The organism is Agrobacterium sp. LMR679, from assembly GCF_027157905.1.
In the GTDB taxonomy this organism is placed as follows: domain Bacteria; phylum Pseudomonadota; class Alphaproteobacteria; order Rhizobiales; family Rhizobiaceae; genus Agrobacterium; species Agrobacterium leguminum.
This window is the reverse complement of the sequence record NZ_JAPVOJ010000002.1, coordinates 1,106,251-1,127,401: the sequence shown is the minus strand read 5'-3', so window position 1 is coordinate 1,127,401 and position 21,151 is coordinate 1,106,251. Positions and strand designations below refer to the sequence as shown.

Sequence of the window (21,151 nt, the reverse complement as noted above, 5' to 3'; positions counted from 1 at the left end):
ATTGTCATCAGACTTGATTCGGACACGCCAAAGGGCGGCGGGGACGAAATGGGATGTCTTGTCGAAGATGCGGCACATAGGACGGAGACAGACCGGGGATGTCGGTTCAAAATTCGGATCTGCGCAAGCAGACAGTTCAACGCGTTGAAAACACGCAAGCGGGCGTGGCATTGAGCGCGGCTCTCGCGCGTTGCCGGCAGGTCGTCAGTGCGGTTCGGACAGGCTTTGCGAGGCTTCCTGTCCTGATGTCGGGCACGGTTCTGGCCGGCTCCGCAAGCGTGGCGCTGGCCCAGGACGGGCTTGTGGCAAAGACCGGCGCGCGGTTGTTCTCATCCGGAGAAACCATCACTTATTCGCTTTTCGTCGGCATGCTTTCGGCAACGCTGTTTTCCGTCGTCTGGCTGGTGCGCCAGCGCGGTAATATCGAGGCGGAAAGCAGCGAATACAGACAGGCGCTTGCCCAGTCCCACCACAAGATCGCGAAATACGAAGCTTTGATTTCCGACAAGAGCCGCCGCATCGTCATCTGGGACGGCGCGGACAAGCGGCCCGAATTTTTGGGACAGCTACCGGCCGAGACGGGTGTGCCGCTGGCGGATCAGGATTTTCTGGCCTTTGGCCGATGGCTGAAACCGGCATCCGCAAGCCAGCTTGAAAAATCCATCGAAAAACTCCGCAGCCATGCCCAGAGTTTCGACCTGACCATCGAGACGCAGCGCGGCGAAGTCATTGAAGTTCAGGGCCGGGTTTCCGGGGGCAATGCCTTTGCGCGTTTCATAGCGCTCAACAATCTGCGCGCCGAACTCGCGGAATTGCAGGTGGAGCGCGAGCGCCTGATCGCTTCCGTCTCGACCTTTCAGGAACTTCTCGATTCCATCGAGCAGCCCGTCTGGCGGCGCAATGGCGAAGGTGACCTCATCTGGGTCAACCACGCCTATGCCCAGGCGGTGGATGCCCGTGACACCGAACAGGCCGTTCATGAAAAACGCGAACTGCTGAACACGGTCACCCGGCAGAAGATACGCGCGGCCGCGACGCCGGAATCGCCCTATCACGACCGTATTTCGACGGTGGTTTCCGGAAACCGCACCTTCTTTGACGTTGTCGACATCAAGACGGCGGGTGGGTCTGCCGGCATCGCCATCGATGCCACCGAGGCCGAGACCATCGGCGAGGAACTCAAGCGGGTTCTGAAGAGCCACGCCGAAACGCTCGATCATCTGGCAACGCCTGTCGCCATTTTCGACGGCCGGCAGCGGCTGCAATTCTACAATCAGGCTTTTGCGGCTCTCTGGGGTCTCGATCTCGTTTTCCTCGAATCCAGCCCTGACAATTCCGAGCTTCTGGACAGGCTGCGCACCACCGGCAAATTGCCGGAGCAGCTGAACTGGAAGAACTGGAAGGAGACGGCGCTTTCCGTCTATCGTTCGCTGGATACCAAGACTGATCTCTGGCACCTGCCGAACGGCCAGACCCTGCGGGTTATCGCGACTGCCCATCCGCAGGGCGGCGCGACCTGGGTTTTCGAGAACCTGACCGAGCAGGTCGATCTGCAGATGCGCTACAACACGCTTGTAAAGGTGCAGGGCGAAACCATCGACCATCTGGCCGAAGGTGTGGCCGTGTTCGGCGCCGATGGGCGCATTCGCCTGTCCAACCCGGCATTCCGGGCGCTCTGGGGCGTGACCGCGGAACAGGCCGAGACCGGCACCCATATCCGCGCCATCGAAACCGCCTGCACGCAATCCTATGACCGGCCGGACGGCTGGCGCGCCTTCAGCCAGTTCATTACCAGCTTCGACGATGAGCGGCCGTCGCGGCAGGGCACGCTGGAACTGCTTTCCGGCCTCGTGCTCGACTACGCCATCATTCCGCTGCCGGACGCACAGACCATGCTGACCTTCGTCAACATGACCGACAGCGTTCGGGCCGAACGGGCACTGAAAGAAAAGAACGACGCGCTTCTGAAGGCCGACGAGCTTAAGAACGATTTCGTGCAGCATGTTTCCTACGAGCTGCGTTCGCCGCTAACGAATATCATCGGCTTCACCGATCTCCTCAAGACACCCGGCATCGGACAATTGACGGAACGGCAGGCGGAATATCTCGATCATATTTCCACCTCGTCTTCGGTGCTCCTGACCATCGTCAACGATATTCTCGATCTCGCGACCGTCGATGCCGGCATCATGCAGCTCAATTATTCGGAAAACGATCTGAACGAATTGCTCGACGATGTTTCGGTGCAGATCGCCGACCGGCTGCAGGAGAGCGGAATTTCGCTCGAAATCGTTGCACCGGCCCATCTCGGCAGTCTGGTGGCCGATCACCAGCGGCTGAAGCAGATTCTCATCAAGCTTCTGACCAATGCGATCAATTTCGCACCCGAAGGTTCCTCCGTGCAGCTTTCCTGCCAGCGCAGCGAAGGCGACTTCGTGTTCTCGGTGGCGGATAAGGGTCCGGGCATTCCCGAGGACATGTTGAAGAGCGTGTTCGACCGCTTCTCGACGCGCGGCAATGGCGGGCGGCGAACCGGTGCGGGGCTTGGTCTTTCCATCGTCGAAAGCTTCGTCAGCCTGCATCATGGCACCGTCAGCATCGACAGCCGGCCCGGCAACGGCACCATCGTCACGTGCCGCATTCCTTCCGGCACACGGCCGCATTCCATCGCCGCAGAATGAGCGAAGACATCTTGCCGATCACCATTCCCCTTGCGGGAGAAAAAGACACCATCAGGCTAGGTGAAGACCTTGCGCTGGCTTTGAAGCCCGGCGATTGTCTGGCCCTGATCGGCGATCTTGGCGCCGGCAAATCGACGCTTGCCCGCGCCTTCATCCGGGCAATGGCGGACGAGCCGGATCTCGAAGTTCCAAGCCCCACCTTCACGATCATCCAGACCTATGCCGCCCGCATTCCAGTCGCCCATCTCGATCTCTACCGGCTTTCGGATGTTTCGGAACTGGACGAACTCGGTATCGATGAGATGCTGGAGGATGGCATCTGCCTGATCGAGTGGCCGGATATAGCCGCCGAGATTCTGCCGTCGGAGCAGACCGTAACGCTCCGGCTGACGCATTCCGGCGAAGGGCGGCTCGCCTCCATCGAGGCTCCGGCAAAGCTGAAAGCACGGCTTGAACGGGTTTTCGCCATCCGCGCATTTCTCGCAAAAAATGGCAAGGGCGATGCGGCACGGCGTTTTCTGAGCGGTGACGCCTCCACTCGCGCCTATGAGACCGTTTCCACTGGCGGCCCGAACCTTATCCTTATGGATTGGCGACGGCCCATGCGAGGAGCGATTGTCGCTGACGGGAAGACCTATGCGGAAATCGCCCATCTTGCCCAGGATGCGCGTTCCTTTGTGGCAATCGGCAATTATCTGAGAAATAGCGGCTTTTGCGCGCCGGAGATTCTGGCGGCGGATACCGATCAAGGCATTCTCCTGCTGGAAGACCTCGGGCAGGAGGGGTGCTGGCGCCTGACGGAACACCGATAGAGGACCGCTATCTGCAAAGCGTCGCCTGTCTCGCCGCCCTTCATCAGGCCCCGCGGCCCCGGCTGCTGCCAGTGGGTGACGGCAGCGCCTATGAGGTTCCCCCTTCGACCGGCAGGCGATGAAGATCGAGGTTTCGCTGCTGGCGGAGTGGTATCTGCCGCATAAACGCGGTAAATCGCTCACCGATAGCGAAAAGAGCGACTATTACGCTCTATGGGACACGCTGATCGACCAGCTCGCCGACTGCGAAACGGGGCTCGTGCTGCGCGATTTCCATTCGCCCAACCTTATATGGCAGTCGCAAAACAGCGGCATCCGGCAGGTCGGCCTGATCGATTATCAGGACGCGATGATCGGCCCGAGCGCTTACGATCTTGCCTCCATCGTGCAGGACGCCCGTGTCACCATCTCACCCGAATTGCAGGCGCGCCTGCTTTCGCACTATCTTGACAGCAGGAGAAGCGCGCCCTCTTTCGATGAGGCGTCCTTCCTCAAGGCTTTCGCCATCATGTCGGCGCAGCGCAACTGCAAGCTCGCCGGTATCTGGGTGAGGCTGTTGGAACGGGATGGAAAACCCGGTTATATGAAACATATGCCGAGGACGTTCCGCTATCTCAGTGCAGCGCTTTCGCATCCGGAACTCGCACCGCTCAAAGACTGGTGCCTGCGCATGGGCATGGAATTCGACGACTGAAAGACGGTTGACCACGATGACGATTAAAAATGCGATGGTGCTGGCCGCCGGGCTTGGCACGCGGATGCGCCCGATCACGGATACGATCCCGAAGCCGCTCGTCCAGATCGCAGGCAAGCCGATGATCGACTATGCGCTCGACGCCCTTGTCGAAGCCGGTGCGGAAACCATTGTCGTTAATGTTCATCACCACGCGGAACAGATGGTCGCCCATCTTGAGCAGCGCACCGACGCCGAAATCCTGATTTCCGACGAGCGGTCGCAACTGATGAATTCCGGCGGCGGTCTCGCCAAGGGCCTGAAGCTTCTGGAACCCGGCCCGGTCTTCGTCATGAACGCCGATCTCTTCTGGATTGGCGAGCAGCTGAATGCGGTCAGCAACCTGCGCAAGCTTGCGCAATTCTTCGACCCGACCCGAATGGACATGGCGCTGCTCTGCGTCGACATGGACCGCACCACCGGGCACAATGGCAAGCGGGATTTCAACCTCTCCGCCGATGGAAAACTGGCGCGGTATCGCGATGGCGATCCGAACCCCGTGGTTTATGCCGGAGCCATCGCCATGGATTCCCGACTGCTGGACGATGCGCCGGCGGATGCCTTCAACCTCAATATCTATTTCGACCGCGCCATTGAAAGAGACCGGCTTTTCGGGCTTTCTCTGGATGGCCACTGGATCACCGTCGGCACGCCGGATGCGATAGAAGATGCTGAAAGCATCATCCGCCAATTCAGGGAAAAACGCTCTGCATGACGCTCACCCACCACGCAAAGCGCGTTCTGACGATCGCTGCGGGAACACCGTTCCTCAAGACGCTCGCGGAAACGCTGTGCGACGGGACACTGACAGCCGGCTATAAATACGACCCAGCCGATCCGCTGTCACTTGCCAAGGTGACGATCTATGTGCCGACGCGGCGCTCCGCCCGTGTGCTGCGCTCCGAATTCGTCGATCTTCTGGGCGGCCGGTCCGCCATTCTGCCGCTGATCCGGCCGCTCGGCGAAACGGATGACGACAGCGGCTTTTTCGAGATCGAAAATCCTGAAATCATGGATCTGGCGCCGCCGATTTCTGGCACCGGCCGGCTGATCGAACTGGCGCGTCTCATTCTCGCCTGGCGCAACAGCCTGCCGGACGCCATCCGGGCAATTCACTCGGATTCGCCGCTTGTCGCCCCCGCCAGCCCCGCAGACGCCATTTGGCTGGCGCGTGCGCTTGGCGAGGTGATCGACGCCATGGATACGGAAGAAAAGGACTGGGAAGCGCTTCAGCATCTCGATACTGGCGTTCATGCGCAATGGTGGCAGCTGACGGCGGATTTCCTGCGGATCGCCAGCGTCTTCTGGCCGGCGCGGCTTGCCGAACTTAACCGTTCCTCGGCCGGCCGGCATCGCAACGCCATCCTGCGGGCGGAAGCGAACCGGCTTGCCAATTTGCCGGATACGGGACCGATCATCGTCGCCGGGTCGACGGGTTCCATTCCTGCCGCGGCCGATCTCATCGCCGCCGTTGCGGCACTGCCCCAGGGTACCGTCGTACTTCCGGGTCTAGACCTTGCCATGCCGGAGGAACAATGGGAGGCAATCGCCGAGGACCCTACCGATCCTTCGAGCCGCACCCACTCGCAATATGGGCTTTATATGCTGCTGCAGAAGCTCGGCATACTGCGCGACGACGTGGTTCAGATCGGCGCCATCGATGGCGACCTGGAAAAGCGCGCAGCCGTGTTTTCGGCCGCACTCGCGCCGGCCAAGTCCACCAGCGACTGGAATCGCTGGCGTGAGGACAGGGACCCCGGCTTTTTCGACGACGCCTTCGCGACGGCCACGCTGATAGAAGCCGCCAATGAGCGCGAGGAAGCGACGGCCATCGCGGTGGCTTTGCGGCTGGCGCTTGAAGCGCCCGGCGCTGGACGTCCGTCTCAGGCAGCGCTGATAACCCCAGACCGCGGACTGGCGCGGCGCGTGGCGACGGAACTCCAGCGCTTCGGCATCGAAGCCGACGACTCGGCCGGTACGCCGCTTTCCGCCACCCCGCAAGCCGGGCTGACGCAGCTGGCGCTGGAAGCCATTCTGAGGCCCGGCGACCCGGTGCCGATTATCTCCCTTCTGAAACATCCGCTCAGCCGTTTCGGCCTTTCCAATGAAGCTTTCGCGAAAGCCTCCAAAGCGCTGGAGCTGATCGCGCTGCGCGGCGGCCGTGTGGAGACCGAAATCGGCAATCTGGAAGCGGTTCTGGAGGCGCAGCTTCTGGCGCAGCGCGACGACCGGCACCCGCCTGCCTGGCGGCTGGCGCTGCCGGAGGCAAGCGCGGAGGCCGCGCGCGATCTGGCAAGGCGGATTGCCGTTGCGACGGAGCCGCTCGGTTCCGCCTTTGTCCGCAGAGATCGGTCCGGTCGCGCCTTCACCGATAAATTGCCATTGTCCGTTTGGGCGGAGCGGACGGGCCGCGTGATCGAAGCCATCTGCGCGGATGAAAACAGCGATCTTGCCGCGCTCTGGTCCGGTGAAGCGGGAGACAAGCTTTCCGAACTGTTCGGCGAGCTGATGGAAAGCGGTGAAATCCTCGATGCGGATGGACCGCAATGGATCGATATTTTTGCGGCCCTGGTAGCTGGCGAATCGATCAAGCCAAGATCGATGCGCCATCCGCGCATTTTCATCTTCGGCGCGCTTGAGGCGCGGCTGCAAAGCGTCGATACCGTCGTCATCGGCGGTCTCAATGAAGGACTCTGGCCGGGGCAGACGGCGAATAATCCATTCCTGTCCCGCACCATGAAGACCGCCATTGGCCTCGAACCGCCGGAACGGCGCATCGGCCAGCTGGCGCATGATTTCGAGATGGCAAATGGCACCCGGCAGATTTTTTACACCCGCGCGCTGAGGCAGGGCTCAACGCCCGCTGTCGCCTCGCGCTGGCTGCAGCGTCTTCTGGCGCTGGGCGGCGAGGATTTTGCCGATAAACTCAGGAAGCGCGGCGAGACCTATCGTCATTGGGCGGGATTGATGGATGAAAGCATCAATCAGGAAGCGGCAAAGCGCCCTGCCCCGAAACCGCCAGCCAAGTTGCAGCCGACGCGCTATTCCTTCAGCGAAGTGGGCCGCCTGCGCCGCGACCCCTATTCGATCTATGCGCGGCGCATCCTGAAGCTGGACCCGCTCGACCCCTTCAATCGCGATCCGAACGCCGCCGATCGCGGCACGCTCTATCACGCGATCATCGAGCGCTATTCCCGTGAGGGGCATATTCCCGGCACACCGGCCTCGCTTTCGGCCATGCAGCGCATTCTCGACGAATGTTTCGATGCGGAAAACCTGCCTCCCCATGTGGATGTCATCTGGCGGCCGCGTTTTGCAGCGGTGGCACGCGCCTTCATCGACTGGGAAAAAGAACGTCATCCATCCATTCGCCACAGCTTCTACGAGGCTCGCGCTGGGCAGGAAATTGCCGAAGCGGGCATAAGGCTGACGGGGATCGCCGACCGCATCGACATCAAGACAAACGGTCAGGCGGATATTATCGACTACAAGACGGGGCTTGCGCCTTCCGTCAATCAGGCGCGCGCTCTGCTCGATCCGCAGCTTGCGCTGGAGGCGGCCGCACTGATGCGCGGCGCCTTCCGCGAAGCCGGTTCGCCCACACCGGAAAACCTGATCTACGTTCGCCTGCGGCCGGGCGAGCGTTTTTTTGCCGATCAGGTCAATAACGAACATTCCAGCCGAAGCGGCAAAAGACCGCCTAAATCGGCGATTGAACTCGCGACGGAATCGATCGAACAGCTCACGAAATTCGTTCATTCCCTGCGCAATGGCGAAAACGGTTTCGCCTCCCGCCTCGTGCCGGAAGAGCAGCAATCCTATGGCGGGGAATATGATCACCTCGCCCGCGTTTCGGAATGGTCGACGGCAGAACCGGGAGATGGCGATGACGATTGATCCCTTCGACGCCGGCCCCGCCGCCGATACGCCTGAAAGCTGGATCGACTGGACCAGCGCCCGGCAGCGGCTTGCCTCCGATCCCGCCAGTTCCGCATGGGTGTCGGCCAATGCCGGCTCAGGCAAGACCCATGTTCTGACCCAGCGCGTCATCCGCCTCCTTCTGGCCGGGTGCCGACCCTCGGCCATCCTCTGCCTCACCTATACCAAGGCCGCGGCGTCGGAAATGTCGAGCCGCGTCTTCGACCGTCTGGCAGAATGGGCTACTTTGCCGGATTCCGATCTCAAGGACCGCATCGCCGCCATCGAAGGCAAGGCGCCGGATCGCATCAAGCTTGCCGAAGCGCGCAGGCTGTTTGCCAAGGCGCTGGAAACGCCGGGCGGGTTGAAAATCCAGACGATCCACGCCTTCTGCGAGGCGTTGCTGCATCAGTTCCCCCTGGAAGCCAATGTCGCCGGCCATTTCTCCGTTCTTGACGACCGCGCCGCAACCACGCTGCTCGCCGAAGCACGCCGTTCGCTTTTGACGGCGGTTTCGATGGAGCGGGACGCGGAGCTCGCGCAATCGCTCGCTTACGTGCTCGATCTGGCGGACGAAAGCGGTTTGGAATCGCTGCTTTCCGCCATCATCGCCAATCGCAGCGCCCTTCGCGCCTTTCTTCTGGACGCCAAACAGTCAGGCGGCATCGATGCGCGGTTGCGGCAGGCGATGCAGATCGCAGATGGGGAAACCGAAGAAACCGCGGCGGCAGCCTTCTGGCCTCTGCCCGGCCTTTCAGGCCTTGCGCTCGATACGTATCTCACCCTTGCCGACGAGGTGGGTGGAACACGCGTCATCGAAGTCGCTTATGCGCTCCGGGAGGCAAAACGACAGTCGGACCCCGTGCGGCGGATGGAATTCATCGAAGCGGCGTTGCTGACAGCCAAGGGCGAAAAGAAATCGGATGCCTATGTCATCAACAAGGGCATGCAGAAATCCGCCCCCGAACTTCTCGATGCGCTGACACTGGCGCGGGACCATGTCGTTTCCTGCCGCAACCGTTATCGTCTGGTGCGGATGCTGGCGGCGACAAAATGCGCCCTTGTTCTGGCCGAAAGGCTGATCGGCGATTTCGAAGACCTGAAGAAACAGCGAAGCCAGCTCGATTTCGAAGACCTGATCGAGCGCGCGGCCAACCTTCTCAACCGCGATACGGCGGGCGCCTGGGTGCACTACAAGCTGGATCAGGGCATCGACCATATTCTCGTTGACGAGGCGCAGGATACCAGCCCGGTGCAATGGTCGATCATCCAGTCGCTGGCGGCGGATTTCTTCACCGGCGAGAGCGCCCGCCTGGGGCGGCGCACGCTGTTTGCCGTGGGCGATGAAAAACAGTCGATCTATTCATTCCAGGGCGCCCGGCCGGAACGGTTTTCGCAGGAGCGCGAAGAAACCAAAAAGCGCGTCGATTCCGTCGAGCAGGCCTTTCACCGCATCCGGCTGCCGCTTTCCTTCCGGTCCACGGAGGATGTTCTGGCCGCCGTCGATCAGGTGTTTTCAGACCCGAATAACGCCAGCGGTCTCAGTGCCGATAACGAGCCGGTGGAACACCGATCCAACCGCGCCGGCCATCCCGGCACCGTGGAGGTGTGGGATATGGTGGCGCCGGAAACCGCCGAAGACGAAGAGGATTGGACAGCGCCCTTCGATGCCTTGCGTGAAAGTGCGCCGGCCACCATCGTCGCCCGCCGGATCGCCGCCCGCATCGCCGATATGATCGGAAGCGAGACCATCATCGAAAAGGGCGTTGAGCGCGCCGTGGAGCCCGGCGATATTCTGGTTCTCGTCAGAAAACGCCATGCCTTCGTCAATGCGCTGACGCGCGAGCTGAAACGACGCAAGAACATCCCCGTTGCCGGTGCCGACCGCCTTCGCCTGACCGACCACATTGCCGTGCAGGATCTTCTGGCGCTCGGACATTTCGTTGTCCTGCCCGAAGACGATCTTTCGCTCGCCGCATTGTTGAAGAGCCCGCTCTTCAACCTGACCGAAGATGACGTTTTCAACATCGCCGCCATGCGATCGGAAACGGAGAGCGTCTGGAAACGGCTGCAGATCCTTTCGCAGGAAGAGAACAGCCATCTTTCCACCGTTACCGCCAGGCTGGAAGGTTTCATCGCGCTTTCTAAGACGGCCACCGTGCATGATTTCTTTGCAGCGGTGCTGACCCTGCATGACGGGCGCAAGAAATTCCTCGGCCGGCTTGGCAACGAGGCGAGCGACGTTCTCGATGAATTCCTGTCATTCGCGCTGGACCACGAAAGAACCGGTCTGCCCGGCCTTCAGGCCTTTCTCTCCGTTCTGGAAACCGATTCACCGGAAGTGAAACGCGAGCAGGACAAGGACCGTGGCGAAGTGCGCATCATGACCGTGCACGCCTCCAAGGGCCTGGAAGCGCCGGTGGTGTTCGTCGTCGACGGCGGTTCGAAGGCCTTCAATCACAGCCATGTGCCGAAACTGCGCTTTGTTGAAGCCGGTGACGACGCTTTCCCGGTCTGGCTGCCCGGCAGCGGCTTTTCAAACCACCTCATTCGCTCGGACGAAGAACGGCTGAAGACGGCAGCCGAAGACGAATATCGACGGCTGCTTTATGTGGCGATGACGCGCGCCGCCGATCACCTCGTCGTCTGCGGTTATCGCGGTCAGAAGGAAAATCCCGAATGCTGGCATGCCATCGTCAAGGCGGCGCTTGCCAACAATGAAGACCATTGCAAGCCGCAGCTTTTCACGGCCGATGGCGAGGAATGGCAGGGGCTTGTCTGGCGTAAATCCGAGGCTCGCGTGACGTCTCTCCCGCAAAAACTGCCGGAGAAGCAGCAGGACGAAGAATATGCTCTTCCGGCCGGGCTGCTTGCTCCACTGCCTGCCCTGCCCTCCTTGCCAAGGCCGCTCAGCCCCTCCGGTGCAGGCACGATCATCGATGACGGTGCGGATGACCTTGCCGTGCGTTCGCCGCTTTTCGGCGAGAAATCCGATGTTTCTTCGCTGGCGCTACAGCGCGGCCGGCTTGTGCATCGCATGTTGCAGGCGCTGCCGGATTTAGCCGAGACGGAGCGGGAAGAGGCTGCCCGCCGCTATGCGGAGCGAGCGGCCCGTTTCTGGCCTACGGCCGAACGTGAGCATTTGATCCGGGCGGTTTTGCGGGTCATCTCCGAACCGGCGGTGCAACCGGCCTTTTCCGCCAACAGCCGCGCGGAAATCTCCATCATGGGCACGATGACGATCGGCCGGCAGCACTATGCCGTCTCCGGCCGCGTCGACCGGCTGGCGGTGGATGGTGATCGCGTTATTCTGGTCGACTACAAGACGAACCGGGTTCCGCCGCGCACGGCACGCGAGATACCTTTCTCCCACACCGCGCAGCTTGCCATCTATCGCGAAATTCTTGCACCGCTCTATCCCGGCAAGGAATTTGTCTGCGCGCTGATCTATACGGAAAATGCCGCTTTTGTGCGGGTTGACGATGATGCAATGACGCAGGCTCTTGCCGCAATAAAGACAAAGTGAGATACCGGGGCATTGAAATTCCGACGCGCCCGCATCACATCGATAGCGGAAAAGTTTAGCTGAAAGGAGAGCCAGATATGGCTACCGTAAAAGTCGATGCCGCCAACTTCCAGTCCGAAGTCCTCGAATCCGCCGAACCCGTCGTGGTGGATTTCTGGGCCGAATGGTGCGGCCCGTGCAAGATGATCGCACCGAGCCTTGAGGAAATTTCGTCCGAGCTGGCCGGTAAGGTCAAGGTCGCGAAGCTCAACATCGACGAAAACCCGGAACTGGCTGCCCAGTTCGGCGTGCGCTCCATCCCGACGCTCGCCATGTTCAAGGGCGGCGAAGTGGCCGACATCAAGGTTGGCGCTGCTCCCAAGACAGCGCTTTCCGCCTGGATTTCCGGCGCCGCGTAAGCGACACCAATGGAATGAAAAAAGCCCGGCATCGCTGCCGGGCTTTTTTATTGGGGAACCGTGCCGTTCAGGGCAAGCGCGTTGCCGGCAAGATAAAGCGAACCGCCGATCAGGATGCGCGGCGCCGGCCCTTCAGGGTCGAAGCGGCGCGACAGCTCCTCCAAGGCATGAGTCAGAGACGATGTCGGCGCTGCCACCAGACCGGCATCGAAGGCCGCATGAGCAAGCACGACGGGATCGATCGCCGCATCCGTGCCGCCAATCGGCACGGTGAAGACATATTCGGCAATATCGGCGAAGGCCTTGAAATAGCCCACCGGATCCTTGGTATTGATCATGCCTGCAATGATGAACAGCGGGCGGGGTGTTTTTTCCTCAAAGCCGGCCATGGCTTCGGCGATGACTTCGCCCGCGCCGGGGTTATGACCGCCATCGATCCAGATTTCCGAATCCTTCGGGGCCATTTCAGCGATTTTGCCGGTCAGGATGCGCTGCAGACGGCCGGGCCATTCCACAGAGGTCATGGCTTTTTCGATCATCCGTTCCGTCACCTCGAAACCGGCGGCCTTGACGGCGCGGATCGCGGCAGCGGCATTGGCAAGCTGATGGCGGCCGGGAAGACGCGGCAGCGGCGCATCGGCCAGGCCGAACTCATCCTGATAGACCATACGGCCGAATTCTTCATGGGCGGAAAAATCCTGCCCATAGACCGATACCGGGCAACCGAGCCGCTCCGCCGTGGCGACGAGCGTTTCGAGCGCCGCATCATATTCCTGATGGCCTATGACGACGGGGGAACCCTTTTTCATGATTCCCGCCTTTTCCGCCGCGATCAACTCAACGCGGTCACCGAGATAAGCCTCGTGATCGAGCGAAATCGGCATAATGATAGAGACAGCGGGGTTGTTGATCACATTGGTCGCATCGAAACGCCCACCAAGACCCACTTCGACGATAGCTGCGTCAGCCGGATGTTCCGAAAAAGAAGGAACATAACTGCAGTCAGAATCTCGAAGACGGTAATCTTTTGGCCTTCGTTGGCAACTTCAATACGGCGCAGAGCATCCGCGAAGACAGCATCATCGACAAAGCGCCCCCTCTCACCGGCCACACCGATGCGATAGCGTTCATGCCAATTGACGAGATGTGGCTTGGTATGCACGTGCACGGGAAGTCCGGCTGCTTCCAGCAAGGCCCGACAAAAGGCGCTGACCGAGCCTTTGCCGTTGGTGCCGGCGACATGGATGACGGGCGGCATTCTATTTTGAGGATTGCCGAGTTTCTCAAGGAGCCGGGAAATTCTATCGAGCGAAAGATCGAACCCCTTGGGGTGGAGCTGCATCAGCTCTTCGATGATCTTCTCGGCCTCACCGATCGCGGGCTTCGTCATGTCTTCCGTTCGCCTTTCAGGCGTTTTGCTTGCCATTTGTCCGCCGCACCAAAGATGAAATCATGCAACGTATAGCATCATCCCGAAGGCAGTTTATGCCTCCGGGCGACATATTTTTTTCCTCAGGCCGAAGCGGCCAGCGGGATGACCGCATTTGCGTTGTCAGCAGGCGCCTTGGTCATGATCTTGAGCAGATTGGCCAGCGTGTCGGGAATTTCGCGGCGGTCGATCACCATGTCCACCATGCCGTGTTCCAGCAGATATTCCGAGGTCTGGAAGCCTTCGGGAAGCTTTTCGCGAATGGTCTGCTCGATCACGCGCTTGCCTGCGAAGCAAATCTCGGCGCCCGGCTCGGCGATATGCACATCGCCCAGCATGGCGTAGGAGGCAGTGACGCCGCCGGTCGTCGGGTTCGTCAGAACCACGATATAGGGCATGCCGGCTTCTTTCAGCATGTTCACGGCAACCGTGGTGCGCGGCAGCTGCATCAGCGAAAGAATGCCTTCCTGCATACGCGCGCCGCCCGAGGCCGGGAACATCACGAGCGGGCAACGCTCGGAAATGGCACGCTCAAAGGCCTTGACGATGGCTTCGCCGGCGGCAATGCCGAGCGATCCGCCCATGAACTGGAATTCATGCACGACGGCGACGATCTTCAGGCCTTTCAGGAGGCCGACACCGGCAAGGATCGTGTCTTCCTGCTCGGTCTTCGTGCGGCTGTCGCGCAGACGGTCGGTGTATTTTTTGGAATCGCGGAACTTCAAGGGGTCCTGCGCCACCTTCGGCTGCGGCAGTGCCTCATAGACGCCGCCATCGAAAAGATCGGCAAGGCGCGCCTTGGCCGGCATCTTCATATGGTAGCCGGAAGCCGGGATGACCCACTTGTTGTCTTCCAGATCCTTGTGGAAGACCATCTCGCCCGTTTCCGGGCACTTGATCCACAGGTTCTCCGGAACCTCCGGGCGGCGGCCGAGCATGGAATTGATCCGCGGCCGAACGTAATTGGTGATCCAGTTCAACTGTCTACTCCTGACTGGGCCGCGCGCTTATTCCGCAGCGGCAAGGCGCGACGCACGCACGCCCGTTGAAAGTCCTTTTACCAGCGTCGTAACGGCCGGCACGGTATCGGCGGTCGCCTGCCCGTCCCTGGTCAGGCTACCCGCAATCTGGTTGACGATGGCCGAACCGACCACAACGCCATCCGCAACGGCACCGATCGCTTTTGCATGATCGGCCGTCTTGACGCCAAAACCGACACAGACCGGCAGTTCCGTATGCGCCTTGATACGACCGACAGCGCCCGAGATCAACGAGGGATCGGGAAGTGCTGAACCGGTGATACCGTTCATCGAGACGTAATAAACGAAACCTGAGGTATTTTTAAGGACGGCAGGCAGGCGCTTGCCATCTGTCGTTGGCGTCGCCAGACGGATGAAGTTGATGCCGCGCGCGAGTGCGGGGATGCAGAGCTCATCGTCCATTTCCGGCGGCAGATCGACAACGATCAGGCCATCGATGCCGGCCGCGATTGCGTCGTCCAGAAACTTTTCGACGCCGTAGATATAGATCGGATTGTAATAGCCCATCATCACGATCGGCGTTGCATCGTCTTGCTTGCGAAACTCGCGGGCGAGATCGAGCGTCGTCTTCAGCGTCTGGCCGCCCTTCAGCGCGCGCTGGCCGGCCAGCTGAATGGCCGGACCATCCGCCATCGGGTCGGAAAAGGGCATGCCGAGTTCGATGACGTCGGCGCCTGCTTCCGGCAGGGCCTTCATGATACCGAGCGAGGTTTCGAAATCCGGGTCGCCGCCCATGAAATAGGTAATCAGGGCCGGGCGATTTTCAGCGCGCAGATCGGCGAAGCGCTTGTCCATACGTGCAGTCATGATCTTATACATCCATTCCAAGGAACTTGCTGACGGTGTGGACATCCTTGTCGCCACGACCGGAGAGGTTCATCAGGATGATTTCATCCTTGCCCATCTTCGGTGCGCGCTTGATGACCTCGGCCAAGGCGTGGCTCGGCTCGAGAGCCGGAATGATGCCTTCAAGGCGCGTCAGCATCTGGAAGGCGTCCAGCGCCTCATGGTCCATGATCGGCACATATTCCACGCGGCCGATATCGTTCAGCCAGGAATGCTCAGGGCCGATGCCGGGATAATCGAGGCCGGCGGAGATCGAATGGCCTTCCTTGATCTGGCCGTCCTCATCCTGCAGCAGATAGGTGCGGTTGCCATGCAGCACACCTGGCGAACCGGCGGTGATGGAAGCGCAATGCTCGTCGCCCGAAAGACCCTTGCCACCGGCTTCGACACCGACGATGCGGACATTCTTGTCATCGAGGAAAGGATGGAAGATGCCGATAGCGTTCGAGCCGCCGCCCACGGCTGCCACGACCAGATCCGGCAGGCGGCCTTCCGCCTCCAGCATCTGCGCCTTGGCTTCCTCGCCGATAACGGCCTGGAAGTCGCGGACCATTTCCGGATAGGGATGCGGGCCGGCCGCGGTGCCGATCAGATAATAGGTGTCCTCGACATTGGTGACCCAGTCGCGCAGGGCCTCGTTCATGGCATCCTTCAGGGTGCCGTGGCCAGCCGTTACCGGCTTCACCTCGGCGCCCAGAAGCTTCATGCGGAACACATTCGGGGCCTGACGGGCAACATCCGTCGCGCCCATATAAACGACGCAGGGCAGGCCAAAGCGTGCAGCGACGGTAGCGGAGGCAACGCCGTGCTGGCCGGCGCCGGTTTCGGCGATGATGCGGGTCTTGCCCATGCGCTTGGCAAGCAGTATCTGGCCAAGGCAATTGTTGATCTTATGCGAGCCGGTGTGGTTCAGCTCTTCGCGCTTGAAATAGATCTTCGCGCCGCCAAGTTCCGCGGTCAGGCGTTCCGCAAAATAAAGCGGGCTCGGACGACCGGTATAGTGCGCGCCGAGATGCTTGAGTTCTGCCTGAAACGCGGGATCGGTCTTGGCCTTGTCCCATTCCGCCTGCAAATCCAGAATGAGCGGCATCAGCGTTTCGGCAACGAAGCGACCTCCGTAAATGCCGAAACGGCCGTCCTCATCGGGACCAGCGCGAAAAGAATTGGGTGTTGGCGCGTCGTTCACTTCAAGCTCCCTTTGGGCCTTTCGACCAATCATTCACCACATCGAAAAATGCGTCGATCATGGACAGATCCTTGACGCCCGGCGCGCTTTCCACACCGGACGATAAATCTAGTCCGCTTGCCCTGGTCTCCGCCAGCGCCTCGGCGACATTGTCCTTGTTCAATCCCCCGGAAAGCATGTAATCCACACTTCCGTCAAGTGATCGCAGGATGGTCCAGTCGAAGGAGACGCCGTTGCCGCCAGGAAGCTCGGAACCGGCGGGCGCCTTGGCATCCAGCAGAAAACGGTCGGCTATTCCAATATAAGGGTCGATTTTGGCAAGATCAGCGGCATCGCGAATGGAAATCGCCTTCATGACAGGCAGGCCATACAGCGCCTTGATGTTCAGCAGCCGCTCCGGGCTTTCATTGCCGTGCAGCTGCAGGATGTCCGGTTTTACGAGATCGACGATTTCATCGAGATAATCATTATCGGCATTGACGGTGACGGCAACCACCTTGGCGGCGCCTCGGGCGGCTTCCGCCAGCCTGCCGGCAATATCGGGCTCGATGTTGCGCGGGCTCTTTTCAAAGAAAATAAAACCGACATGGGACGCGCCACGCCTGACGGCGCGCTCCAGCGCTTCCGGTGTCTTCAATCCGCAAATCTTGATATCCGGTTTCATACCCGCGACCTGACATGAAATGCGACAAGAGTCGAGCCAAATCGCATCCATTTCCGATGGAATGTTTCACGTGAATCCAGATGGCGATCCGCGCCGCAGGTTTCAATCGAAATCGATGGCGTGAAGTTTGGAACCGTGGCGTTTCAGCCAGCTCTTGGCTTCTTCCGTATGCGGGCAGAGCTTTTCGCATAATGCCCAGAATTTCGGGCCGTGGTTCATTTCGCTCAGATGCGCAACCTCGTGGGCGGCGAGATAGTCGATGACCCTTTCGGGGGCCATGACGATGCGCCAGGAAAAGCTCAGATTGCCGTCATGGGAACAGGAACCCCATCGGCTGCGCGTATCCTTCATGCTGATGGAACGCACCGGCCGGCCCGGCTGCGCGCGCGTGAACGGCAACCAGTCGCTCCAGATCCGCCTTCGCTTCCTTTTTCAGAAATGTCGCTATCCGTCGTCTCAGATGTTCCGGCGCGCCGCTGACCTTCAGAACGGCCACCCCGTCGGCGTCTTTCGCGGTATGTGTAAGCCCTCGCAGGCTGCCAGTATGGTCAATACGGTGGGCTATGCCGCGAATATCGATGGTCGCACCGGGACGTAAACCGTCGTCGGGGCTGAATTTTACAAGCTTGCCTTCCAGCCAGCCCTGATGCCTCTCGAGAAAATCATCCACCTGACGGTGATGCAGGCCCATCGGGATCGTCAACTTCAGCGCCCTGCCACCCGGTTCGATGCGCAGCGTAATGCGCGTGGCGCGCGGATTCTCCCTGACCGTGATCGGCACCTGCCTGCCCGCCACGGCGACGGTGCGCTGGCTCGGTGCAACCTTCTTTGGGGCCGGCGATTTCAGGGATTTTCTGAGGAGCGAAAACATGAACCCTTCATAGCCGATTCGTCCATCGCTTGGCCATGCAAATGCGCGGCACGGCCGGCCGTCTGCCCTAAGCTGCCTGGTGTTTGCGGATGAAGTCCAGCATGCGCGGCACGATTTCCTTGCGGAAGCGCGAACCGTTGAAGACACCATAGTGACCGACATCCGGCTGCATGTAATGGGCGCGTTTGTCTTCAGGAATGTTCCGGCAGAGATCATGCGCGGCCTTTGTCTGGCCAACGCCGGAAATATCGTCGTTCTCGCCTTCCACCGTAAACAATGCGACATTGCGAATGGCCGCGGGATCGACCGCCCTGCCCCGGTGCAGCATGTTCCCTTTCGGAAGCGCATGATCAATGAAGACCGTTTCCACTGTCTGCAGATAGAACTCCGCCGTCAGATCCATGACAGCCAGATATTCATCGTAAAATTCGCGATGCTTTTCAGCGGAATCGCCGTCATTCTTGACGAGGTTGAGGTAAAAATCCTTGTGCGCCGTCATATGCTTGTCGAGGTTCATCGACATGAAGCCGGAGAGTTGCAGGAAGCCGGGATAGACATTGCGGCCAAAAGCGGGCTGCGGCCACGGCACCTGCATGACGACATTGTCGCAGAACCATTCAATGGGTTTCGCCTTGGCAAGACCGTTGACGGCAGTGGGGTTGATGCGCGTATCGATCGGACCGCCCATCAGCGTCATGGATGCCGGCGCGAATTTATCGCCATCGGCCTCCATCAGCGAAACGGCGGCCAGCACCGGTACGGACGGCTGACAGACGGCGACCACATGCGCCCCCGGCCCGATCGCGCGCAGCATCTCGATGACGTAGCTGATGTAATCATCGAGATCGAAAGTGCCCTCACTCACCGGCACCGTGCGGGCGTCGGCCCAATCGGTGATGTAAATATCCGCCGAAGGCAGCAGGGCCTCCACAGTCCCCCGCAAGAGGGTAGCGTAGTGGCCGGACATCGGCGCCACCAGCAGCACCTTCGGATCGGACTGGCTGGCTGGATCAAGTTCTTTCTTGAAATGAAGCAGATTGCAGAACGGACGTGACCAAACCGTCTCTTCGACAATATTGACGGTCTCGCCATCGACAATCGTACTGCAAAGAGCGAATTCCGGTTTTGCGTAACGGCGCGTCATGCGCTCAAAGACCTCGAAACCGGCGTCGAGGCTTCTCCCGAAAGCCGTGCTGGAAAGCGGGTTGAGCGGATTGTTGCAAGCCTGGCGCATCATGTCGGCGCCGGCGCGCAGCGGCGCCATGGCCGCATGGTTCATTTCATAGAGGTGGTAGAACACTGATGACGCCTCCCTCGCGATCACGCTCTTTTTTTCAACCATAGCAGCTTTTCGCAGGTGCACAAAATCGAAGGCGCCGGCGGTTTCCCGCCGACGCCTCACTTTCCGTTGAACGCCGTCCGGCGATCAGATGTCGGCGACGAAGGTCTGCTTCTGGGAACCGAGGCCCTCGATACCGAGTTCCACGACATCGCCAGCCTTCAGGTAACGCGGCGGCTTCAGGCCCATGCCTACACCGGGCGGGGTGCCGGTGGAGATGACATCACCGGGATGCAGCGACATGAACTGGCTGAGATAGGAGACAACGTGCGCGACGCCGTACACCATGGTCTTGCTGGAGCCGTCCTGCATGGTCTGGCCATTGACCTTCAGCCACATGCCGAGGTTCTGCGGGTCAGTGATTTCATCCTTCGTCACCAGCCAGGGGCCGATAGGGCCGAAGGTGTCGCAGGACTTGCCCTTGGTCCATTGCCCCGCACGCTCCGTCTGGAAGGCGCGTTCGGACACATCGTGCGAAACGCAATAACCGGCGACGTAGTCGAGAGCATCGGCTTCCGAGACGTATTTGGCGGTCTTGCCGATGACGACGCCGAGTTCGACTTCCCAGTCGGTCTTTTCAGAACCGCGCGGAATGGTGACGTTGTCATTCGGACCGACGATGGCCGAGGTCGCCTTCATGAAAATGACCGGTTCCGGCGGTACGGTGGCGCCCGTTTCAGCGGCGTGGTCCGAGAAATTGAGGCCGATGCAGATGAATTTTCCCGTTCCGGCAACGCAGGCGCCGATGCGCTCTTCGTTCAGCACCGGAAGTGTGCCGAGATCGATCGCGGCGATCTTCTTGAGGCTTTCGGGAGAAATAGCTTCGCCGCCAATGTCTTTGACATGGGCGGACAGATCGCGGACTTTTCCTTCCGCATCGAGGATTGCAGGTTTTTCCTGGCCGGGCTGGCCGACACGCATCAATTTCATGGAACTCTCTCCCGGTTGTCAGACAAGGTGATGCATATATGAACGATGCATTCATACTTGTCACCCCTTGACTGCGCCAAGTTTCGAAAAATACCTTTTCCTTCCCGTCAATCAAAAGGACATGGCCCGTGACGAACAGCAATTCCCGGCAATCCGAATATCCCGTCGATCCCCTCTTCCTCGACCGCTGGTCTCCGCGTGCCTTTGACGGCAGCTCCATGCCGGCCCAGCATCTGATGACCATTCTGGATGCCGCGCACTGGGCGCCTTCAGCCTCCAACTATCAGCCATGGCGGTTTGTCTATGCGCACAAGGATAGCGACGACTGGCCGCTCTTCGTGGAACTGCTGATGGAGGGAAACCAGCGCTGGGCAAAAAATGCCTCCGTGCTGCTGTTTGTCATTTCCCGCGACTACAACATCTCGCGCGACGGTGAGAAAAAACCATCCGCGACCCATTCCTTCGATGCGGGCGCTGCCTGGTTTTCGCTTGCCATGCAGGCCCACCTGCTCGGTTACCATGCCCATGGCATGGCTGGCATATTGAAGGACAAGATCGTTGAAAAACTGAACATCCCGGAAGGCTACAAGGTGGAGGCCGGGGTCGCCATCGGCACGCTGACCGACAAGTCCGTTCTCCCTGAGGATCTGGCGGAACGGGAAGTGCCGAGCAAGCGTCTGCCCCTTTCGGATGTGGCCTTCGAAGGGCGCTTCACCGGCAAGGTTGATTGATGTTCTCCGAATGACAAAAGGCCCGGCGGAAATTGACCGCCGGGCCT

Annotated in this window: 12 protein-coding genes and 3 pseudogenes; 7 read left to right on the top strand and 8 right to left on the bottom strand. The window is 60.3% G+C overall.

All coding sequences use genetic code 11. The features are described 5' to 3' along the window. The first annotated feature begins 98 nt into the window (after nucleotides 1-98). The 6 genes and pseudogenes from O3W47_RS16130 to trxA all read left to right on the top strand — a co-directional run bounded on the left by O3W47_RS16130 (nucleotide 99) and on the right by trxA (nucleotide 12,068). A complete protein-coding gene (locus O3W47_RS16130; protein ID WP_269314144.1) occupies nucleotides 99-2,681 on the top strand; it encodes a sensor histidine kinase in 2,583 nt (860 codons plus the stop codon). Continuing rightward, a pseudogene (tsaE, locus tag O3W47_RS16125) lies at nucleotides 2,678-4,187 on the top strand (tRNA (adenosine(37)-N6)-threonylcarbamoyltransferase complex ATPase subunit type 1 TsaE). Before O3W47_RS16130 ends, tsaE begins: the two are co-directional and overlap by 4 nt. A 16-nt stretch (nucleotides 4,188-4,203) precedes the next feature. Beyond that, nucleotides 4,204-4,941 (top strand): nucleotidyltransferase family protein, encoded by a 738-nt coding sequence (locus O3W47_RS16120; protein WP_127756434.1) that lies wholly within the window; start codon nucleotides 4,204-4,206, stop codon nucleotides 4,939-4,941. After that, nucleotides 4,938-8,123: a double-strand break repair protein AddB gene (addB, locus tag O3W47_RS16115; protein ID WP_269314143.1), complete on the top strand. Its 3,186-nt coding sequence runs from the start codon at nucleotides 4,938-4,940 to the stop codon at nucleotides 8,121-8,123. Before O3W47_RS16120 ends, addB begins: the two co-directional genes overlap by 4 nt. After that, nucleotides 8,113-11,670 carry a double-strand break repair helicase AddA gene (addA, locus tag O3W47_RS16110; RefSeq protein ID WP_269314142.1) on the top strand — a complete coding sequence of 1,186 codons (3,558 nt, stop codon included), beginning with the start codon at nucleotides 8,113-8,115 and terminating at the stop codon, nucleotides 11,668-11,670. The genes addB and addA overlap by 11 nt, the downstream gene beginning before the upstream one ends. Before the next feature lie 77 nt (nucleotides 11,671-11,747). Beyond that, entirely contained in the window at nucleotides 11,748-12,068 is a 321-nt protein-coding gene (gene trxA / locus O3W47_RS16105; RefSeq protein ID WP_003505361.1) for a thioredoxin, read from the top strand. Between the two features lie 47 nt (nucleotides 12,069-12,115). Here trxA and O3W47_RS16100 read toward each other — a convergent pair. From O3W47_RS16100 to O3W47_RS16065, 8 genes and pseudogenes are all read right to left on the bottom strand, one after another. Continuing rightward, nucleotides 12,116-13,458: pseudogene (locus tag O3W47_RS16100) on the bottom strand (bifunctional folylpolyglutamate synthase/dihydrofolate synthase). A 122-nt stretch (nucleotides 13,459-13,580) separates the two neighbouring features. Continuing rightward, the gene (gene accD, locus O3W47_RS16095; protein WP_127756437.1) at nucleotides 13,581-14,477 is read right to left on the bottom strand and encodes an acetyl-CoA carboxylase, carboxyltransferase subunit beta; all 897 of its coding nucleotides are present in this window, start codon (nucleotides 14,475-14,477) and stop codon (nucleotides 13,581-13,583) included. A 27-nt stretch (nucleotides 14,478-14,504) separates the two neighbouring features. After that, a complete protein-coding gene (gene trpA / locus O3W47_RS16090) occupies nucleotides 14,505-15,344 on the bottom strand; it encodes a tryptophan synthase subunit alpha (RefSeq protein ID WP_003521171.1) in 840 nt (279 codons plus the stop codon). Nucleotides 15,345-15,348: 4 nt separating this feature from the next. Beyond that, on the bottom strand, nucleotides 15,349-16,569 hold the full coding sequence (trpB, locus tag O3W47_RS16085) for a tryptophan synthase subunit beta (protein WP_003521170.1): 1,221 nt from the start codon (nucleotides 16,567-16,569) through the stop codon (nucleotides 15,349-15,351). A 1-nt stretch (nucleotide 16,570) separates the two neighbouring features. Next, nucleotides 16,571-17,233: a phosphoribosylanthranilate isomerase gene (locus O3W47_RS16080; protein ID WP_003521169.1), complete on the bottom strand. Its 663-nt coding sequence runs from the start codon at nucleotides 17,231-17,233 to the stop codon at nucleotides 16,571-16,573. A 102-nt stretch (nucleotides 17,234-17,335) separates the two neighbouring features. Then, nucleotides 17,336-18,104 (bottom strand): annotated as a pseudogene (locus O3W47_RS16075) (M48 family metallopeptidase). Between the two features lie 67 nt (nucleotides 18,105-18,171). Continuing rightward, nucleotides 18,172-19,404, bottom strand: coding sequence for a polyhydroxyalkanoate depolymerase (locus O3W47_RS16070; protein WP_269314141.1), 1,233 nt, complete (start codon nucleotides 19,402-19,404; stop codon nucleotides 18,172-18,174). A 126-nt stretch (nucleotides 19,405-19,530) separates the two neighbouring features. Beyond that, nucleotides 19,531-20,373: a fumarylacetoacetate hydrolase family protein gene (locus O3W47_RS16065; RefSeq protein ID WP_127756442.1), complete on the bottom strand. Its 843-nt coding sequence runs from the start codon at nucleotides 20,371-20,373 to the stop codon at nucleotides 19,531-19,533. A gap of 128 nt (nucleotides 20,374-20,501) precedes the next feature. Here O3W47_RS16065 and O3W47_RS16060 point away from each other — a divergent pair, with 128 nt between their 5' ends. After that, complete coding sequence (locus O3W47_RS16060; RefSeq protein WP_174022650.1) at nucleotides 20,502-21,104, top strand: nitroreductase family protein; 603 nt, start codon at nucleotides 20,502-20,504, stop codon at nucleotides 21,102-21,104. Nucleotides 21,105-21,151: the final 47 nt, after the last annotated feature.

What these genes read in the sequence shown, in the direction of transcription:
- O3W47_RS16130 (WP_269314144.1), top strand. Translation starts at nt 99, where the DNA reads ATGTCGGTTCAAAATTCGGATCTGCGCAAGCAGACAGTTCAACGCGTT.
- O3W47_RS16080 (WP_003521169.1), bottom strand. Translation starts at nt 17,233, where the DNA reads ATGAAACCGGATATCAAGATTTGCGGATTGAAGACACCGGAAGCGCTG.
- addB (WP_269314143.1), top strand. Translation starts at nt 4,938, where the DNA reads ATGACGCTCACCCACCACGCAAAGCGCGTTCTGACGATCGCTGCGGGA.
- addA (WP_269314142.1), top strand. Translation starts at nt 8,113, where the DNA reads ATGACGATTGATCCCTTCGACGCCGGCCCCGCCGCCGATACGCCTGAA.
- O3W47_RS16065 (WP_127756442.1), bottom strand. Translation starts at nt 20,373, where the DNA reads ATGAAATTGATGCGTGTCGGCCAGCCCGGCCAGGAAAAACCTGCAATC.
- trxA (WP_003505361.1), top strand. Translation starts at nt 11,748, where the DNA reads ATGGCTACCGTAAAAGTCGATGCCGCCAACTTCCAGTCCGAAGTCCTC.
- trpA (WP_003521171.1), bottom strand. Translation starts at nt 15,344, where the DNA reads ATGACTGCACGTATGGACAAGCGCTTCGCCGATCTGCGCGCTGAAAAT.
- O3W47_RS16120 (WP_127756434.1), top strand. Translation starts at nt 4,204, where the DNA reads ATGACGATTAAAAATGCGATGGTGCTGGCCGCCGGGCTTGGCACGCGG.